We start from the raw sequence: 14,965 nt of genomic DNA, 5'->3' as shown, positions 1-14,965 counted from the left end.
GCGGGTTCGGGTAAGCGAGGTGGACGCACGACGTTGGAGGGAACGTGGACGCCGACATCACGCTGTTCGTGGACGGCACCGAGCACCGGCTCACCGTGGACACCCGCACGACCGTGCTCGACGCGCTGCGCGAACGACTCGGGATCACCAGTGCGAAGAAGGGCTGCGACCACGGCCAGTGCGGCGCCTGCACCGTGCTGCTGGAGGACCGGCGCGTCAACAGCTGCCTGATGCCCGCCGTGGCGCACGACGGTGCTCACCTGCGCACCGCCGACGGCCTCGGGGACGGTGAGCCGCACCCGGTGCAGCGCGGGTTCATCCGGCACGACGCCTTCCAGTGCGGCTACTGCACGCCTGGGCAGGTCGTCTCCGCGGTCGCCGCCGTCGAAGAGCTGAAGGCGGGAGAGCCCAGCGCTGTGACCGCCGAGGGCGCCGATCTCGACGATGAGATCCGGGAGCGCATGAGCGGCAACATCTGCCGGTGCGGCGCCTACGCCAACATCGTTCGCGCGGTCAACGAGGTGGTGACCCGATGAGACCCTTCCACTACGAGCGCGTCGCCGACGTGGACTCAGCCGTGAGCGTGCTCGCCGAGACGCCAGGCGCCGAGTACCTGGCCGGTGGCACCAACCTCGTGGACCTGATGAAGCTGGAGGTCGCCGCGCCGGAAGTGCTCGTCGACGTGCGTCGGCTGACCTCCGACCGGATCGAGGACCACGACGGCACGTTGCGCATCGGTGCCTCGGCCACCAACAGCGCGCTGGCCGCGGATCCGCTGGTGCGGCAGCGGTTCCCGGTGCTGTCCCAGGCAGTGCTCGCGGGCGCCTCCCCGCAGCTGCGCAACCTCGCCACCACCGGTGGAAACCTCCTGCAACGCACCCGGTGCGGCTACTTCCAGGACATCACGACGCCGTGCAACAAGCGCGAACCGGGCAGCGGTTGCTCGGCCCGCGAGGGCTTCCACCGGGAGCACGCGATCCTGGGCGCCTCCCGCGAATGCGTGGCCACCCACCCCTCGGACATGGCGGTGGCGCTGGCCGCGCTCGACGCCGTGGTCAACACCGTCGGTCCCGGCGGAAGCCGCCGCATCGACCTGGTGGACCTGCACCGCTTGCCCGGCGACGAACCGCAACGCGACACCGTGCTCGAACACGGTGAGCTGATCATCTCGGTGGACGTGCCGCCGCTGGACTTCGCGGTGACGTCGCGCTACCGCAAGGCCCGTGACCGCACCTCGTTCGCGTTCGCGCTGGTCTCGGTGGCGGCAGCCCTCGACGTCGCCGAAGGCGCGGTCCGCGACGTGCGGCTGGCGCTGGGCGGGGTGGCGCACAAGCCATGGCGGGCCACCACCGCGGAGCAGGTGCTGCGCGGTGGGCCGGCGACCGCGGACGACTTCCGCCGTGCCGCCGATGCCGAGCTGGAGGCGGCGAATCCGTTGCCCGGGAACGATTTCAAGGTGCAGCTGGTGCGCAACATGATCACCGGAACGCTCGCGGACCTGGCGGGGGTGTCGAGATGAGCACCGCCGCCGCCCGAATCCTCGGAGCCCCACTCGACCGCCTCGAAGGGGAGGCGAAGGTCCGCGGCCGCGCGCTCTACGCGGCCGAACACCCGGTCGACAAGCCCGTGCACGCCCACCTGGTGCAATCGCAGATCGCGCGCGGGCGCATCACCACCATCGACGCGACCGCGGCGCTGGACGAGCCCGGAGTGCTCGACGTGGTCACCCACCACAACGCTCCCGAGCTGGCCTCCACCGACGACGCCGAACTCGCGGTCCTGCAATCACCGCAGGTCGGTTACCGGGGGCAGCCGATCGCCGTGGTGCTCGCCGAATCCTCCGAAATCGCCCGAGCCGCAGCCGGTCTCGTGCGCATCGAGTACGAGCAGGACGAGCACGACGCGGACCTCGACGCCGACCGCGACGATCTCGTGCCGGCCGACGACGACCTCGACCAGGGCGAGCTCGACGCCGCGCTCGCCGGGTCGGTGACGGCGCACGACGCGGTCTACACCGTGCCGCAGGAGCACCACATCGCGATGGAACCGCACGCCACCACCGCCGCGTGGTCCGAAGGCGAGCTCACCGTCTACGACTCCACGCAGGGCGTGCACTGGGTGCGCGACGCGCTCACCGAGCTCTTCGGTGTCGACGCCGAGAACGTGCACGTCGTGGCACCGCACGTCGGCGGCGGGTTCGGGTCCAAGGGACCCGCGCACGCGCACCTGGTGGCCGCCGTCCTGGCCGCCCAGCGCGTCGAACCGCGCCCGGTGAAGCTCGTGCTCACTCGCCGGCAGGTCTTCCCCGTGGTCGGCCACCGCGCCGCCACGATCCAGCGCGTGCGGCTCGGCGCCGACTCCAGCGGACGCCTCACCGCGATCGGCCACGACGTGATCGCGCAGGACGCCCGCCTCAAGAGCTTCCCCGAACTGGCCGGAAAACCCACGCGCACGATGTACGCCGCACCGAACCGCCGGATCACCCACCGGCTGGCGCAGCTGGACCTGCCGGTGCCGACGTGGATGCGGGCACCGGGCGAGTGCCCCGGGATGTACGCGCTGGAAACGGCGATGGACGAGATGGCCATCGCCTGCGGGCTGGACCCCATCGAGTTCCGCATCCTCAACGAACCCGAGACCGATCCGGACACCGGGCTGCCGTACTCCAGCCGGAACCTGGTGGCCTGCCTGCGCGAAGGCGCCCGCAGGTTCGGCTGGGCCGACCGCGACCCGGCTCCGGGCGCTCGCCGCGACGACGAGTGGCTGGTGGGCACCGGTGTCGCCGCCTCCACCTATCCGGTCAACTCGCAGCCCGGCACCCAGGCCACCATCCAGGCCAGGCCCGACGGCCGGTACCGGGTGCTGCTCGGCGCGGTCGACATCGGCACCGGTGCGTGGACCGCGCTGACCCAGATCGCCGCCGACGCCCTGGGAGCCGACGTCGATCGGGTCGTGCTCAGCATCGGTGACACCGACCTGCCCTGGGCCTCCGGAGCGGGCGGTTCGACCGGGATCACCTGCTGGGGCTCGGCGATCGTCGACGCCGCACGCCGGCTGCGCATGGAGCTGCCCGACGGCGAGCCGGTGCCCGAGGAGGGTGTGGTGGTGACCGGTCGGATGCCCCACAACCCGCATCAGGGCACCTACGCGATGCACAGCTTCGGCGCCCAGTTCGCCGAGGTGCGGGTGAACGTCGACACCGGCGAGGTGCGGGTGCCGCGCATGCTCGGCATCTTCGCCGCCGGGCGCATCGTCAACGCCAAGACCGGTGCCTCGCAGCTCATGGGCGGGATGACGATGGGCATGTCGATGGCCCTGCACGAGGAGGCCCACGTCGATCCGCGCTACGGGCACGTGATCAACCGGGACATGGCGCAGTACCACGTCGCGGCGTGCGCCGACGTCGGAGACATCGAGGTCGACTGGATCGACGAGGACGATCCCTACGTCAACCCGATGGGCACCAAGGGCATCGGCGAGATCGGCATCTGCGGCACCGCGGCCGCCATCGACAACGCGGTGCACCACGCCACCGGAGTCCGCGTCCGAGACCTGCCCATCACGCCCGACAAGCTCGTCGGCAACATCTGAATCATCGCTGGGCGCCTCGGAAGCGGTCGATCTCGACGCCGATGCTCTTGCGCGGCACCCGGCGGTCGGGGGTCTCGTCGCGATCGCGTGCGCCGTCAGCCCTTCTTCAGCTCCTGGGCGAACATCACGAGGATGCCGCTGGGGCCGCGGACGTAGGTGAGCTTGTAGACGTCCTCGTAGGTCGCCACGCCGCGCAGCGGGCGGCATCCGTGCCTGGCAGCGATCGCGAGGGCTTCGTCGATGTCGTCGACCGAGAAGGCGACGCGGTGCATGCCGATCTCGTGGGGAAGGGTGGGCGCCGTCTCGATCGCTTCCGGGTGGAGGTACTCGAACAGCTCGAGGTGCCCGCCGTCCGGCGTCTGCAGCATCGCGACGTTGGCGTGGTTGCCGTCGAGGCCGACGGCGGTGTCGGCCCACTCACCGCTGACCGCGGTGCGGCCGACGACCGTGAGGCCGAGGTCGGTGAAGAAGGAGATCGTCGCTTCGAGATCGCGCACCGCGATGCCGACGTTCTCGAACTTGATGGCCATGCCTCGGAGGCTACCCGGCCGGACCGACCATCCCCCGGTGAGTTCGGGTGGGACCTCAGCCGCGCGCCGCGTCCAGGGCCATGTCGGCGACGGTGCGCAGCGGGAGGCCGAGGGCCTTCGCCGCGGCCGCGACGTCGTCGTGCTCGGGTTTGCTGCGGTGCGGGCCGTGCTTGACGCGGATCCGATGTCCCCGCACGGAAACGGCCGTGGTGCGGCGGGGGAGCGCGGTGCGCTGGACCTCGTGCCGTCGGGTGCCTAGCGTGCCGGTCTCCGCCAGCACGATCTCGGTCAGCTCCGCCTCGACACCGGGAGCGCACAGCACGTGCAGGACGTGGGCGGGACGGGACTTCTTCATCGTCGCCGGACTGGTCCACGCGTCGGCCGCGCCGGCGTCGAGCAGCCGTTCGACGACGTGGCCGAGGGATTCGCCGGTGACGTCGTCGACGTTGCACTCCACCACGACCATCGGCTCCGACCCGGCGGGCGCGGACCCCAGCGAGGCCGACAGGACGTTCGGGTGCTGCGGGAAGCGCTTGGTCCCGGCCCCGTAGGCGGTGGCGCCGAGCGTCATCGCCGGGGGAGCGGTGAACCGGGTTCCCATCGCCGCGACGAGGGCCGCGCCCGTCGGGGTGACCGTCTCGCCGACGAGGTCCGCACCGACCACCGCCGCGCCCTCCAACAGGCGCAACGTCGCCGGAGCGGGGGCGGGGAGCACACCGTGCGCGCAGCGGACCGTGCCCGATCCCAGCGCGATCGGAGCGGAATGCACCGCGGTGACCGACAGCTCGTGCAACGCGGCCGCCACCCCGACGGTGTCCACGATGGTGTCCAGCCCGCCGACCTCGTGCAGGTGCACCTCCGCCGGATCGCGGTCGTGCAGCCGGCCCTCCACCCGGGCGATCGCTTCGAGCGCGGAAACGGCCAGCCGCGCAACTGGTTCCGGCCGGGCGCGGGAGGCGAGCTCGATCAGCTCCGCCGCGTGCCGCTCCGGCGCGTCGTCGTCGGCGGTCACGACCGCCTTGGTCGCCGCGATCCCGTCCACCTGGACCCGCTCGGCGTCCAGGGACCACCCCCGCAGGCCGGTGGACTCGATCGCGGCCCGCACCTGCTCCAGCGGGGCGCCGAGTCCGAGCAGCGCGCCCAGCAGCATGTCGCCGGAGAGCCCGGTCGCGGGGTTGAGCCAGAGGATCATCGCCGGGACACCGTCGCCAGCCGGTGCGCGGCCATCGCGGCGGAGAAACCCGAGTCGATGTTGACCACCGTCAACCCGGCCGCGCAGGAGGTCAGCATCGCCAGCAGTGCCGTCACGCCCTCCAGCGAGGCGCCGTACCCGGTCGAGGTCGGCACCGCGATCACCGGGCACGAGACCAGACCGCCGATCGCGCTGGCCAGGGCGCCCTCCATGCCCGCCACCACGACGACCGCGTCGGCCTTCTCGAGGTCCTCGCTCGCGGCGAGCAGTCGGTGGATGCCCGCCACCCCGACGTCGCGGACCACGTGGGTGCGCAGGCCGATCGCGGAGGCGACCGCGTCCGCTTCAGCCGCGACCGGCCAGTCCGACGTGCCCGCCGTGGCCACGCACAACCGGAAATCCCGCTGCTCGGCCGGTCGCCACACCAGCAGCCGAGCCGTCTCGTCGTAGTCGCCCCCGGGCACCCGCACCGCCGCCGCGACCTCGGGTTCCACCCTGGTGACCAGGACCGGGCCGGTGCTGCGCGCCAGCAGCTCGGTCACGATGCCGGTGATCTCCTCCGGCCGCTTGCCGGGCCCGTAGACCACCTCCGGAAGGCCTTGGCGGGACTCCCGATCGGTGTCGACCCTGGCGTAGCCGAGATCGCTGAAGCCGGTCATGACGCCGTCCGCGTGGGCAGCAGCGGAAGCAGCACGTTCATCCGGCCGCTGGAGAAGCCGGCCATGTCCAGCGCGCAGAACTCGAAGCCCGCGTCCCGGCCCGCGGCGTCGAGCTCGGCGTGGTGCGCTGCGGCGCGGTCGATGTCCTCGGCGGGCACCTCCAGGCGCGCCACCGTGCCCTGACCGTGCGCGCGGACCCGGCACACCGGGAACCCCAGGGCGTGGACGGCGGCCTCCGCCCGCTCGATGCGGGCCAGCACCTCCGGGGTGACCGGATCGCCGTAGGCGACGCGGGAGGCCAGGCACGCGGCGGCCGGTTTGTCCGCAGTGGACAGACCCAGCTCGGCGCTGGCCGCGCGGACGTCGGCCTTGGTGAGGCCGGCGTCGACCATCGGCGCGATCGCACCGCGCTGAGCGGCCGCGCGCTGGCCCGGCCGGTGATCTCCCAGGTCGTCCACATTGGTGCCCAGCGCGATGGTCGCGCCCATCGTCGCCGCCAGCGGCTCGACCGCGTCGAACAGCGCGGACTTGCAGTGGTAGCAGCGATTTCCGTCGTTGGCGGCGTACTCGGGCCGATCGGCCTCGTCGGTGCAGACCTCGACGTGGGCGAGGCCGTGCTCGCGGGCGAAGCTCTTGGCCCGCTTGCGCTCCTCGGCCGCCAGGCTCGGCGACACGGCGGTGACCGCGAGCATCCGCGCTCCCAGCTCCTGGTGCGCCACCACGGCCAGCAGTGCCGAGTCCACGCCACCGGAGAACGCCACGACCAGGGATTCCTCGGTTCTGACGCGCGCCCGCAGGCGGTCCAATCCGGTCACGACGCACTCCTCACGCACGCTCGCTCACAGCCATGTGGTCCGACCAGACTCTAACTCCATCGAGCGATGCAGCCCATGCCGTCGAAGGAGATCTTTCCGGTGGTCAACGAGCCTTTTGGCGGCTCGTTCGGGGTGCTAGTGCGGACGCGCCCGCACGTCGCTCGACCGAGTGGCACTCCCCGGCTCGGCGGCGGGATCGACCTACCTTTCGAGCGCTCCGCGGCCAGCGCCGTCGGTCGGGAGGTCACCCGGGGGCTTTTCGGCAACAGGAGGCGCTGACTTACCCCGCTTCACCCGATCAGGTAGGGTCTGCCCGACTTATCCACGCGGGAGCTCGGGCGGATCGGGCTGAGAGGGTGGCACGCAGCGCGCCACCGACCGCAGAACCTGTCCGGATAATGCCGGCGTAGGGAGCTGTCGATGGCGCTTGACGTCGAACGGTCCGAAGTTCCGAACACCCTGGACGAACCGGCACCCAGAACGCTGGGCGTGCTCGACCAAGGAGCCTTCTGGGGCAACCTCGGCGTGAGCCTGCTCGGCTTCAGCGGTGCGCTCGCGGTGCTGGCACCCGCAGGGGTGCCGCAGCTGTCCTTCGCAGCCGCCGTGACGGCCACCGTCGTCGGGACCGTGCTGGGCAGCCTGATGGTCGGCATCGCAGCCATCCCCGGCGCTCGCACGGGCGCACCGGCGATGATGCTGCTGCGCGGCCTGTTCGGCACCCGGCTGTCCTACGTGCCGACCGTGCTCAACATCCTCCAGCTGGTCGGCTGGGGAACGTTCGAGCTCCTGGTGATCGCCCAAGGTGCCGAGGCGCTGTTCGGCGGCGGACCGCAGTGGCTGTACGTGCTCATCGCCGGAGCCCTCACCACCGCGCTGACCTTGCGCCCCCTGGGCGCGCTGCGGTTGCTGCGCCGCTACGTGAGCGTGGCGGTGCTCATCGCGATGGTCTACTTCTTCGTGCAGCTGCTGCTCCAGCCGTTGCCGCCGATGAACGACGGGTCCTGGGAGGGGTTCTGGCCGGGCGCCGACGCGGCGCTGGCCGTCGCGGTGTCCTGGCTGCCGGTCGCCTCGGACTACTCGCGGCACTCGCGGTCTGCCGGCGGTGCGTTCACCGCGGCGACCGTCGGCTACTCGGTCACCCAGATCGCCTGCTACCTGCTGGGCCTGCTCGGCCTGGCGCTGGTCGGGTTCGACGGGGACAAGGCGTTCGACCCGCTGCTGGCGGCGCCGCTGGGCGTGCTGTTCTTCGCCGTGCTGGTGCTGCGCGAGGTCGACCAGTCCTTCGCCGACACCTATTCGACCGCGGTGTCCATCCAGAACCTGCGCCCCAGCACCGATCGGCGGCTGCTGAGCCTGATCGTCGGCGTGATCAGCACCCTGGCCGCGCTGACGATGGACATCGAGCAGTTCTCCAACTTCCTGCTGCTCATCGGGTCGGTGTTCGTGCCGATGTTCGGCGTGCTGGCGTTGGACTACTTCTACAACGCCCGCAACCGCGAGTGGGACGTCTCGTCGCAGGCTCCCTCCCGTTGGGGGATGCTGATCGCCTGGCTGCTGGGCTTCGCGGCCTTCCAGCTGATCAACCCCGGCGAACTGGGCTGGTGGACGGAGTTGTGGACCGGTGCCCGCGAGGCCATCGGGTTCACCGTCCCGACCTGGATGAGCGCGGCGCTGACCTCGTTCGTCATCTCCGCGGTGACCGCGGGCATCATCGGCCTGCTCGCCCGCAGCCGCCGGAAGGCCTGAGCCGGGCGGTTCGCGTGGCGGCGAACCGCCCGGAGACCGGGGACGGCTCCAGCCCGGAGGGGCGGCGGTGGTGGCTGGAGCCGTCGTTTCCGGGCGCCGGGACTCAGTGGTCCCGGCGCGTCACCAGGTGTGCCAGGGCGGTGAGCGCCTCTGCCGCGTCCTCCTCCGGCTCCGCTCTGCGGAGGTCGGTCAACGCCGAGGCGAGCAGCTCATCGGCCTGGGCCTGGCTCCACGCCCGCCCGCCGGCGAGCGTGACGAGCTCCGCGGCCTGGGCGAGTTCGCCGCTGACCAGCGGCTGTTCCCGGTAGTAGAGGGACGCCAGCCGCTGGCCGGCGCTGGAGCTCGAGGTCAGCGCGGCGACCACCGGCAAGGTCTTCTTGCGGGTGCGCAGATCGGAGAACACCGGTTTGCCGGTCATCGCCGGATCACCCCAGATCCCCAGCAGATCGTCGATGTGCTGGAACGCCAGTCCCAGCCGCTCGCCGAAGCTGCGCAACCTGGTGATCTGCTCCGGCGAGCCGCCTCCGTGCAGCGCGCCGAGCGCGCACGCGGCCCCCAGCAGGGCACCGGTCTTGTCGCGGGCCATCCGCTGGCACGCGGCGACGTCCACGTCGGCCCGCGTCTCGAACTCCAGGTCCGAGTTCTGCCCGTCGATGAGGCCGAGGACCGCGCTGCTGAGAATCCGCACCGCGCTGGCCGCCTCCGGGTGCTGCGACGAGGCGAGCACGTCGGCCGCCAGCGTCAGCAGCGCATCACCGGCCAGGATCGCGGTGGCGTTGCCGAACACCGTCCACGCCGTCGGCCGATGTCGGCGCGTGACGTCGCCGTCCATGACGTCGTCGTGCAGCAACGAGAAGTTGTGCACCAGTTCCACGGCCACTGCGGCCGGGACCGCGTCGGCCGGATCGCCGCCGACGGCCGAGGCGCTGAGCAGCACCATGGTCGGCCGCATCGCCTTGCCGCGGTCAGCGCGCACCGGGTTTCCGCGCTCGTCGAGCCACCCCAGGTGGTAGCCGGCGACCTGGCGCATCCGGTCCGGGAGCCGGTCCACCGCCGCGCGCAGCGCCGGTTCGACCATGGTGCGGCTGCTGGTCAGCGCCTCGAAGGCCTGACCGGCGCGGTTCGCGTCCTGCTGCATCGTCGTCATTGCGGGTTCCCTTCGCTCAGCGGGTGATTTCGACGTTCTCCAGGACGCCGAGCGCGTCCGGGACCAGCACCGCGGCGGAGAAGTAGGCGCTGACCAGGTAGGAGAGGACCGCCTGTTCGTTGATGCCCATGAAGCGCACCGAGAGTCCGGGCTCGTGCTCGTCGGAGATCCCGGTCTGGCGCAAGCCGACCACGCCGTGGTCGTCCTCGCCGGTGCGCATGCACAGGATCGAGGTGGTGCCCTTGGCGCTGATCGGGATCTTGTCGGTGGGCAGGATCGGCACACCGCGCCAGCACTGGACCGCGTGCCCCTGCACCTCGGTGGTCTGCGGGTACAGGCCGCGCTTGCTGCACTCCCGGCCGAAGGCGGCGATGGTACGCGGATGTGCCAGGAAGAACCGCGACTTCCTGCGGCGGGACAGCAGTTCGTCGAGGTCTTCCGGGGTGGGCGGCCCGGTGCGGGTGTGCAGCCGCTGCTGCAGGTCGGCGTTGTGCAGCAGGCCGAAGTCGCGGTTGTTGAGCAGCTCGTTCTCCTGGCGCTCGCGCAGCGCCTCGAGGGTGAGCCGGAGCTGTTGTTCGGTCTGGTTCATCGGCAGGTTGTAGAGGTCGGCGACGCGGCTGTGCACCCGCAGCACGGTCTGCGCGATGCTGAGCTCGTACTCGCGCGGTGCCAGTTCGTAGTCGACGAACGTTCCGGGCAGCGCGGTTTCGCCGGAATGACCGGATGCCAGCGCGATGTCGACCTCACCGCGCTTGTTGGTCGGTGGCGCCGGCGAGGCGTACTCGGCGGCCACGTGCGCGCGCAGCTCGTCGAACTGCCTGGTGACCTCGTGCAGCGCCGCGCGATCGAGGGCGAGCACGATGCAGGGCGTGACCGCTCGGTAGGTGCTGTCCCATGTGGACTGCGCGGTCGCCAGCACCTGGGAGCCGAAGAACCTGCCGCCCGCCAGAGTGTCGACGACGGTGTCCTCGCCGTACTCGCCGCTGCGGATCTTGTCGACCTTGCCGTGCGCGATCAGCACCACCTCGGTCGCCGGTTCTCCGCCGACCGAGACCAGCTGCCCCGGCTCGTAGTGGCGCTGCACGAACCGGTCAGCGAGCGCGCTCAGCGCCGAATCGTCGTCGTAGCCGCGCAGCAGCGGCAGTTCGGTGAGTTCGCGCGGGATCACGCGCACCTGGTCCCCGGTGTTGGTGAAGGTGATCAGGCCGTCGCCTGCCGCGCAGGTCAGCCGCCGGTTGACCCGGTACGTTCCTGCCTCGATGTCGACCCACGGCAGCATCCTCAGCAACCATCGGGAGGTCCTGCCCTGCATCTGCGGCTGCGTCTTGGTGGTCGTGGAAAGCCTGCGCGCGGCCTGCGTGCTCAGGCTCAGAGCCGGGTTCTCGGTGGCGGTCAAGGTGTGTCAACTCCTCTGATCGGGGAGAGGAGCGGGCCGGCCTGCCTGACCGGCCCGCGCGGTCAGCTCTCGCGGCCCACTTCGACGTGCTCGAGCACGCCGAGCGCGTCCGGAACCATCACCGCCGCCGAGTAGTAGGCGCTGACCAGGTAGGAGATGACCGCCTGCTCGTTGATCCCCATGAACCGCACCGACAACCCGGGTCGGTACTCGTCGGGCAGACCCGTCTGGTGCAGACCGACCACGCCCTGGTTCTGCTCGCCGAGCCGCATCAGCAGCACCGAACTCGTGCGCTTGTCGCTGACGTGCAACTTGTCGCACGGCAGGATCGGCACGCCTCGCCACGCGGGGACCTGGTGCCCGCCGAGGTCGATGCTCTGCGGGTACAGGCCACGCTTGCTGCACTCGCGGCCGAACGCGGCGATCGTGCGCGGATGCGCCAGGAAGCAGCCGGGTTCCTTCCACACCAGCGTCAGCAGCTCGTCGAGGTCGTCGGGAGTCGGAGGCCCGGTCCGGGTGGGGATGCGCTGCCGCAGGTCGGCGTTGTGCAGCAGGCCGAAGTCGCGGTTGTTGACCAGCTCCTCCTCCTGGCGCTCGCGCAGCGCCTCGATGGTCAGCCGGAGCTGCTGCTCTGTCTGGTTCATCGGCTGGTTGTAGAGGTCGGCGACCCGGCTGTGCACGCGCAGCACGGTCTGGGCCACGCTGAGCTCGTACTCCCGCGGCGCCAGCTCGTAGTCGACGAACGTGCCGGTCAGCGACGGTTCGCCGGTGTGGCCCGATGCGATGTCGATGTCGGCCTCGCCGTGCGGGTTGTGCGGCCGACCGGGCCCGGCGAGGACCTCCCGGACGTGCTCGCGAAGCGATTCCGACGAGCCGTTGAGCTCCTGGAAGGTCCGCCGGCCGAGCGAGAGCACGGTGCAGGGCGTCACCGCCTTGTAGCTGGCGTCCCACTCGCCGGATTCGCCCGCCAGCACCTGCGCGCCGAAGTACTGGCCGTCGGCGAGCACCTCCAGCACGGTCTGGTCGCCGTACTCGCCGGTGCCGATCTTGTTGACCTTGCCGTGCGCGATGAGCACCACCTCCTCGGCCGACTCACCGGAGTTGGCGATCACCTCGCCCGGTTCGAACTGGCGCTGCACGAACCGGTCGGCGAGCGCGCGCAGCGCCGCCTCGTCGTCGAAACCGCGCAGCAGCGGCAGTTCCTGGAGCTCCTGGGGGATGACGCTGACGTCGGCCCCGGTGTTGCTGAAGGTGATCCGGCCGTCTCCGAGGGTGTAGCTGAGCCTGCGGTTCACCCGGTACACGCCACCCGCGGCCTGCACCCACGGCAGCATGCGCAGCAGCCACCGCGAGGTGATGCCCTGCATCTGCGGGACCGACTTGGTCGTGGTCGCGAGATTCCTCGCCGCGGCGGTGCTCAGGCTCAACTGCGGCGCTTCGGTGTCGGCGGGGTTCGGATCGGTCGCAGTCACGACAGAAATACCACCAATCATAGAGCTGACAAATCGTCGGGAGAGTGCTCGAAGGGTTCGGTCCGGCGCGAAGGTGGACGCGAAAGGTGGATCGGCGAATGTCGTCGAGGAATTCGAGAGCGCTGGAAGGAATTGTTGTCCGGGTCGGATTGGCGACCCCGGCGTTGCTCCCGGATGGAACGCTAGCACCAGGCAACTGGGCCGTACAGTCACCCGAAAGTGCCGAACGGCGCTATACGCGGTGGTCAGCGCGGGTGATCATCATGATCACCTGATAGTCCCAGTGCGCCACGCAGTGTGGCGCGCAGAGCCCGTCCCCCTAGTCGTTTCCGGGGTCGGATCAGCCTGGTGCCCCTTTGCGAGGGTGGTGGAACGGGAGATTTCGGGACCGCATTGCTCCACCCGGGCGACAGATGTGTGAACTCGAATTCCACGAATCGGGTTATCCAATTCTCGGCGATCTCGGGCGTATTGTTCGGGATGTGGTTCTGCCGGGTGTTTCCCGGGTTCGGTCGAGATAGGTGAAAGACCATCAGAATCGGCGAACCTGTTGACTCTTCTCTCCAGGAGGCGATTTCGCGTGAAGTGGAACCTGCGGTTGGTCGCGGCGCAGCGCGGTATCTGGAAGGCCACCGACCTGCAGCGGAGATTCGCCGAGCACGGCCTGGTGATCTCCGCCGGGAAGATGTCCGGTCTCTGGTCGAAGACGCCGGCCAGCCTGAAGCTGGACGATCTCGACATCATCTGCCGCGTGCTGGGCTGCGAGGTCGGTGATCTGCTGGAGCCCGAAGCGCCGGTGGTGCCCGCACCGCGACAACCCGACGTCGTGCGCGAGACGACCGCGGGCATCGCGGAATGACCCTGATCCTCACCGGAACCCTCTGGGTGCTCGGCGCATCGCTGGGCGCGGCGCTGATCGGCTACCTGGTGCGCAGGATCGGACAGGACGAGGGGAGGCCGAGCAACAACGACGCCGCCGGGCAGGTCTTCACCATCGTCAGCGGCCTGCAAGCGGTGGTCCTGGCATTCGTGCTGGTGACGCTGTTCGACGCGGTCACCGACGCCAGGGAGGGCGCCTACCAGGAGGCCCAAGACCTCGTGGCGGTGTCCTGGGCCGTGGAATCCCTGCCGGTGCCGACCGCGGCCGAGGTGCGCAGCAACAGCGTGGCCTACCTCGACGGCGTCGTCGGCGTCGAATGGCCGCAGATGCAGCGCGGAACCCCGGTCGGTGGACCGGGCTGGGGGCGGCTGGACCAGATCCGGGCGGTGGTGGTCAACGCGCCGGCCGACGGGGAGTTCCAGGAGGACCGCAAGTCCGAGGCCCTGGACAAGCTCGAGGAGGTCTACGCGGAACGGCACGAACGGCTCACCCGGGCGTTCGACCGAGGGGTCGTGGCGGTCGTGTGGTTCGTGCTGATCGTGGGAAGCCTGGTGTGCGTGCTGCTGCCGAACCTCTTCGGCGGCACGAAGTTGTTCCCGCACATCGTTCTGGTGTCGACATTGGCCGGTGCGCTGGCGCTGCTGCTGTTCGCGATCTTCCAGTTGCAGAACCCGTTCAGCGGCGGGTCGCGGATCGAACCGGAGGCGTTCGAGTGGGCGCTCGCGCGACTCGCGCGGGGCTAGCCGGCGCCGTCGCTCTGCTGGCGGCGGTGGTCGCCCCGGCCGCCGAGGCGGATCCGGCGTGCGAGGCGCTGCAGGTCCGCACCCGGGGCAGCACCTCGGTGCTGCACCGGGTGGTCCTGCCCGACTTCACCGACACCCGGGTCGGTGCGTTGCCGTACCGGGTGAACGCCCTCGGGTACTCGTCGGGGCAGGGCTTCGCTTACGGCATCGCGTCCGGCTTCCCGGACGGTGGCCACGTGGTCGTGCTGCGGCCGAACGACCCACCGCTGGACCTCGGGCCGGTCATCGCGGGGCGCGCCGACACCCCGTGGAACCCGCTGGAGCGCCCGAGGGCGGGGGCGATCAGGAGGAACCGCTGGTACGTCCTCGAAGACGACCGCCTGCACGCGGTGGACGTCGATCCTTCGAGCCCGACGTTCCGGCACGTGCTGTCCTCGGCCGAACTGGGCGAGCGCCACGGTCCGTTCGGGGTCGACGACTTCGACGTCGGCCCCGACGGGCTGCTCTACGGAGTCGCCCAGACCTACGCGGGAATCCCGGCGGTGGTCCGGATCGATCACCGCACGGGCGGGGTCGATCCGGTGGTGTGGCTGCCGGGGCTGCTGCCCGACAGCTACGGGTCCGTCGTGATCGGGCGGGACCGGGCGCTCTACGTCACCGCCAACCACAGCGGGGGGACGTACCGGATCGGCAGCGGTGGAGCTCTGGTGAAACTGGCCGAGGTGCCGCACATGTCCAGTTCCGACGCCGCGGGGTGCCTGCGGCGTCCCCCGCCCGCTCCACCACCCACTCCG

General features: G+C 70.7%; 14 protein-coding genes and 1 riboswitch. Of the genes, 7 read left to right on the top strand and 7 right to left on the bottom strand.

Annotation, left to right across the window (positions count from 1 at the left end; genetic code table 11):
- The first annotated feature begins 44 nt into the window (after positions 1-44).
- Genes E1202_RS16055 through E1202_RS16045 form a run of 3 tightly spaced genes read left to right on the top strand, consistent with a single transcriptional unit; the run spans position 45 to position 3,591 of the window.
- Positions 45-536 carry a (2Fe-2S)-binding protein gene (locus tag E1202_RS16055; RefSeq protein WP_132683964.1) on the top strand — a complete coding sequence of 164 codons (492 nt, stop codon included), beginning with the start codon at positions 45-47 and terminating at the stop codon, positions 534-536.
- The gene (locus tag E1202_RS16050) at positions 533-1,519 is read left to right on the top strand and encodes an FAD binding domain-containing protein (protein WP_132683963.1); all 987 of its coding nucleotides are present in this window, start codon (positions 533-535) and stop codon (positions 1,517-1,519) included. Before E1202_RS16055 ends, E1202_RS16050 begins: the two co-directional genes overlap by 4 nt.
- Complete coding sequence (locus tag E1202_RS16045) at positions 1,516-3,591, top strand: xanthine dehydrogenase family protein molybdopterin-binding subunit (RefSeq protein WP_132683962.1); 2,076 nt, start codon at positions 1,516-1,518, stop codon at positions 3,589-3,591. Before E1202_RS16050 ends, E1202_RS16045 begins: the two co-directional genes overlap by 4 nt.
- A 95-nt stretch (positions 3,592-3,686) precedes the next feature.
- Here the strand turns inward: E1202_RS16045 and E1202_RS16040 are convergent, their stop codons facing one another.
- The 4 genes from E1202_RS16040 to larE are packed head-to-tail and all read right to left on the bottom strand — an operon-like array spanning position 3,687 to position 6,787.
- Positions 3,687-4,121, bottom strand: coding sequence for a VOC family protein (locus E1202_RS16040; protein WP_132683961.1), 435 nt, complete (start codon positions 4,119-4,121; stop codon positions 3,687-3,689).
- Between the two features lie 55 nt (positions 4,122-4,176).
- Positions 4,177-5,313, bottom strand: a complete 1,137-nt coding sequence (gene larC / locus E1202_RS16035) for a nickel pincer cofactor biosynthesis protein LarC (RefSeq protein WP_132683960.1) — start codon at positions 5,311-5,313, stop codon at positions 4,177-4,179.
- Positions 5,310-5,972: a nickel pincer cofactor biosynthesis protein LarB gene (gene larB, locus E1202_RS16030; protein WP_132683959.1), complete on the bottom strand. Its 663-nt coding sequence runs from the start codon at positions 5,970-5,972 to the stop codon at positions 5,310-5,312. Before larB ends, larC begins: the two co-directional genes overlap by 4 nt.
- Positions 5,969-6,787, bottom strand: coding sequence for an ATP-dependent sacrificial sulfur transferase LarE (gene larE, locus E1202_RS16025; protein WP_235878445.1), 819 nt, complete (start codon positions 6,785-6,787; stop codon positions 5,969-5,971). Before larE ends, larB begins: the two co-directional genes overlap by 4 nt.
- Before the next feature lie 316 nt (positions 6,788-7,103).
- A riboswitch (TPP riboswitch) is annotated at positions 7,104-7,217 on the top strand.
- Here larE and E1202_RS16020 point away from each other — a divergent pair.
- Positions 7,208-8,533, top strand: a complete 1,326-nt coding sequence (locus E1202_RS16020) for a purine-cytosine permease family protein (RefSeq protein ID WP_132683957.1) — start codon at positions 7,208-7,210, stop codon at positions 8,531-8,533. Its footprint overlaps the riboswitch before it by 10 nt.
- Positions 8,534-8,636: 103 nt before the next feature.
- Here the strand turns inward: E1202_RS16020 and E1202_RS16015 are convergent, their stop codons facing one another.
- The 3 genes from E1202_RS16015 to E1202_RS16005 form a co-directional block, all read right to left on the bottom strand.
- A complete protein-coding gene (locus E1202_RS16015; RefSeq protein WP_132683956.1) occupies positions 8,637-9,680 on the bottom strand; it encodes a family 2 encapsulin nanocompartment cargo protein polyprenyl transferase in 1,044 nt (347 codons plus the stop codon).
- Between the two features lie 16 nt (positions 9,681-9,696).
- Positions 9,697-11,076: a family 2B encapsulin nanocompartment shell protein gene (locus E1202_RS16010; protein WP_235878435.1), complete on the bottom strand. Its 1,380-nt coding sequence runs from the start codon at positions 11,074-11,076 to the stop codon at positions 9,697-9,699.
- Positions 11,077-11,138: 62 nt separating this feature from the next.
- A complete protein-coding gene (locus E1202_RS16005) occupies positions 11,139-12,548 on the bottom strand; it encodes a family 2B encapsulin nanocompartment shell protein (protein WP_268952334.1) in 1,410 nt (469 codons plus the stop codon).
- Positions 12,549-13,128: 580 nt separating this feature from the next.
- On the opposite strand from E1202_RS16005, the gene E1202_RS16000 reads away from it, so the two are divergent.
- The 3 genes from E1202_RS16000 to E1202_RS15990 form a co-directional block, all read left to right on the top strand.
- Positions 13,129-13,407, top strand: a complete 279-nt coding sequence (locus E1202_RS16000; protein ID WP_132683954.1) for a helix-turn-helix domain-containing protein — start codon at positions 13,129-13,131, stop codon at positions 13,405-13,407.
- A complete protein-coding gene (locus E1202_RS15995; protein WP_132683953.1) occupies positions 13,404-14,171 on the top strand; it encodes a bestrophin-like domain in 768 nt (255 codons plus the stop codon). The genes E1202_RS16000 and E1202_RS15995 overlap by 4 nt, the downstream gene beginning before the upstream one ends.
- On the top strand, positions 14,141-14,965 hold an 825-nt coding region (locus tag E1202_RS15990; RefSeq protein WP_132683952.1), incomplete at its 3' end, for a DUF6923 family protein. The genes E1202_RS15995 and E1202_RS15990, both read left to right, overlap by 31 nt.

The organism is Saccharopolyspora karakumensis, from assembly GCF_004349225.1.
Taxonomy (GTDB): Bacteria; Actinomycetota; Actinomycetes; order Mycobacteriales; family Pseudonocardiaceae; genus Saccharopolyspora; species Saccharopolyspora endophytica.
This window is presented reverse-complemented; position numbering and strand designations above follow the sequence as displayed.

Excerpts from the sequence above, each read along its gene's own strand:
- E1202_RS16050 (WP_132683963.1), top strand. The coding sequence starts at position 533 with ATGAGACCCTTCCACTACGAGCGCGTCGCCGACGTGGACTCAGCCGTG.
- E1202_RS16045 (WP_132683962.1), top strand. The coding sequence starts at position 1,516 with ATGAGCACCGCCGCCGCCCGAATCCTCGGAGCCCCACTCGACCGCCTC.
- E1202_RS16040 (WP_132683961.1), bottom strand. The coding sequence starts at position 4,121 with ATGGCCATCAAGTTCGAGAACGTCGGCATCGCGGTGCGCGATCTCGAA.
- larC (WP_132683960.1), bottom strand. The coding sequence starts at position 5,313 with ATGATCCTCTGGCTCAACCCCGCGACCGGGCTCTCCGGCGACATGCTG.
- larB (WP_132683959.1), bottom strand. The coding sequence starts at position 5,972 with ATGACCGGCTTCAGCGATCTCGGCTACGCCAGGGTCGACACCGATCGG.
- E1202_RS16020 (WP_132683957.1), top strand. The coding sequence starts at position 7,208 with ATGGCGCTTGACGTCGAACGGTCCGAAGTTCCGAACACCCTGGACGAA.
- E1202_RS16015 (WP_132683956.1), bottom strand. The coding sequence starts at position 9,680 with ATGACGACGATGCAGCAGGACGCGAACCGCGCCGGTCAGGCCTTCGAG.
- E1202_RS15995 (WP_132683953.1), top strand. The coding sequence starts at position 13,404 with ATGACCCTGATCCTCACCGGAACCCTCTGGGTGCTCGGCGCATCGCTG.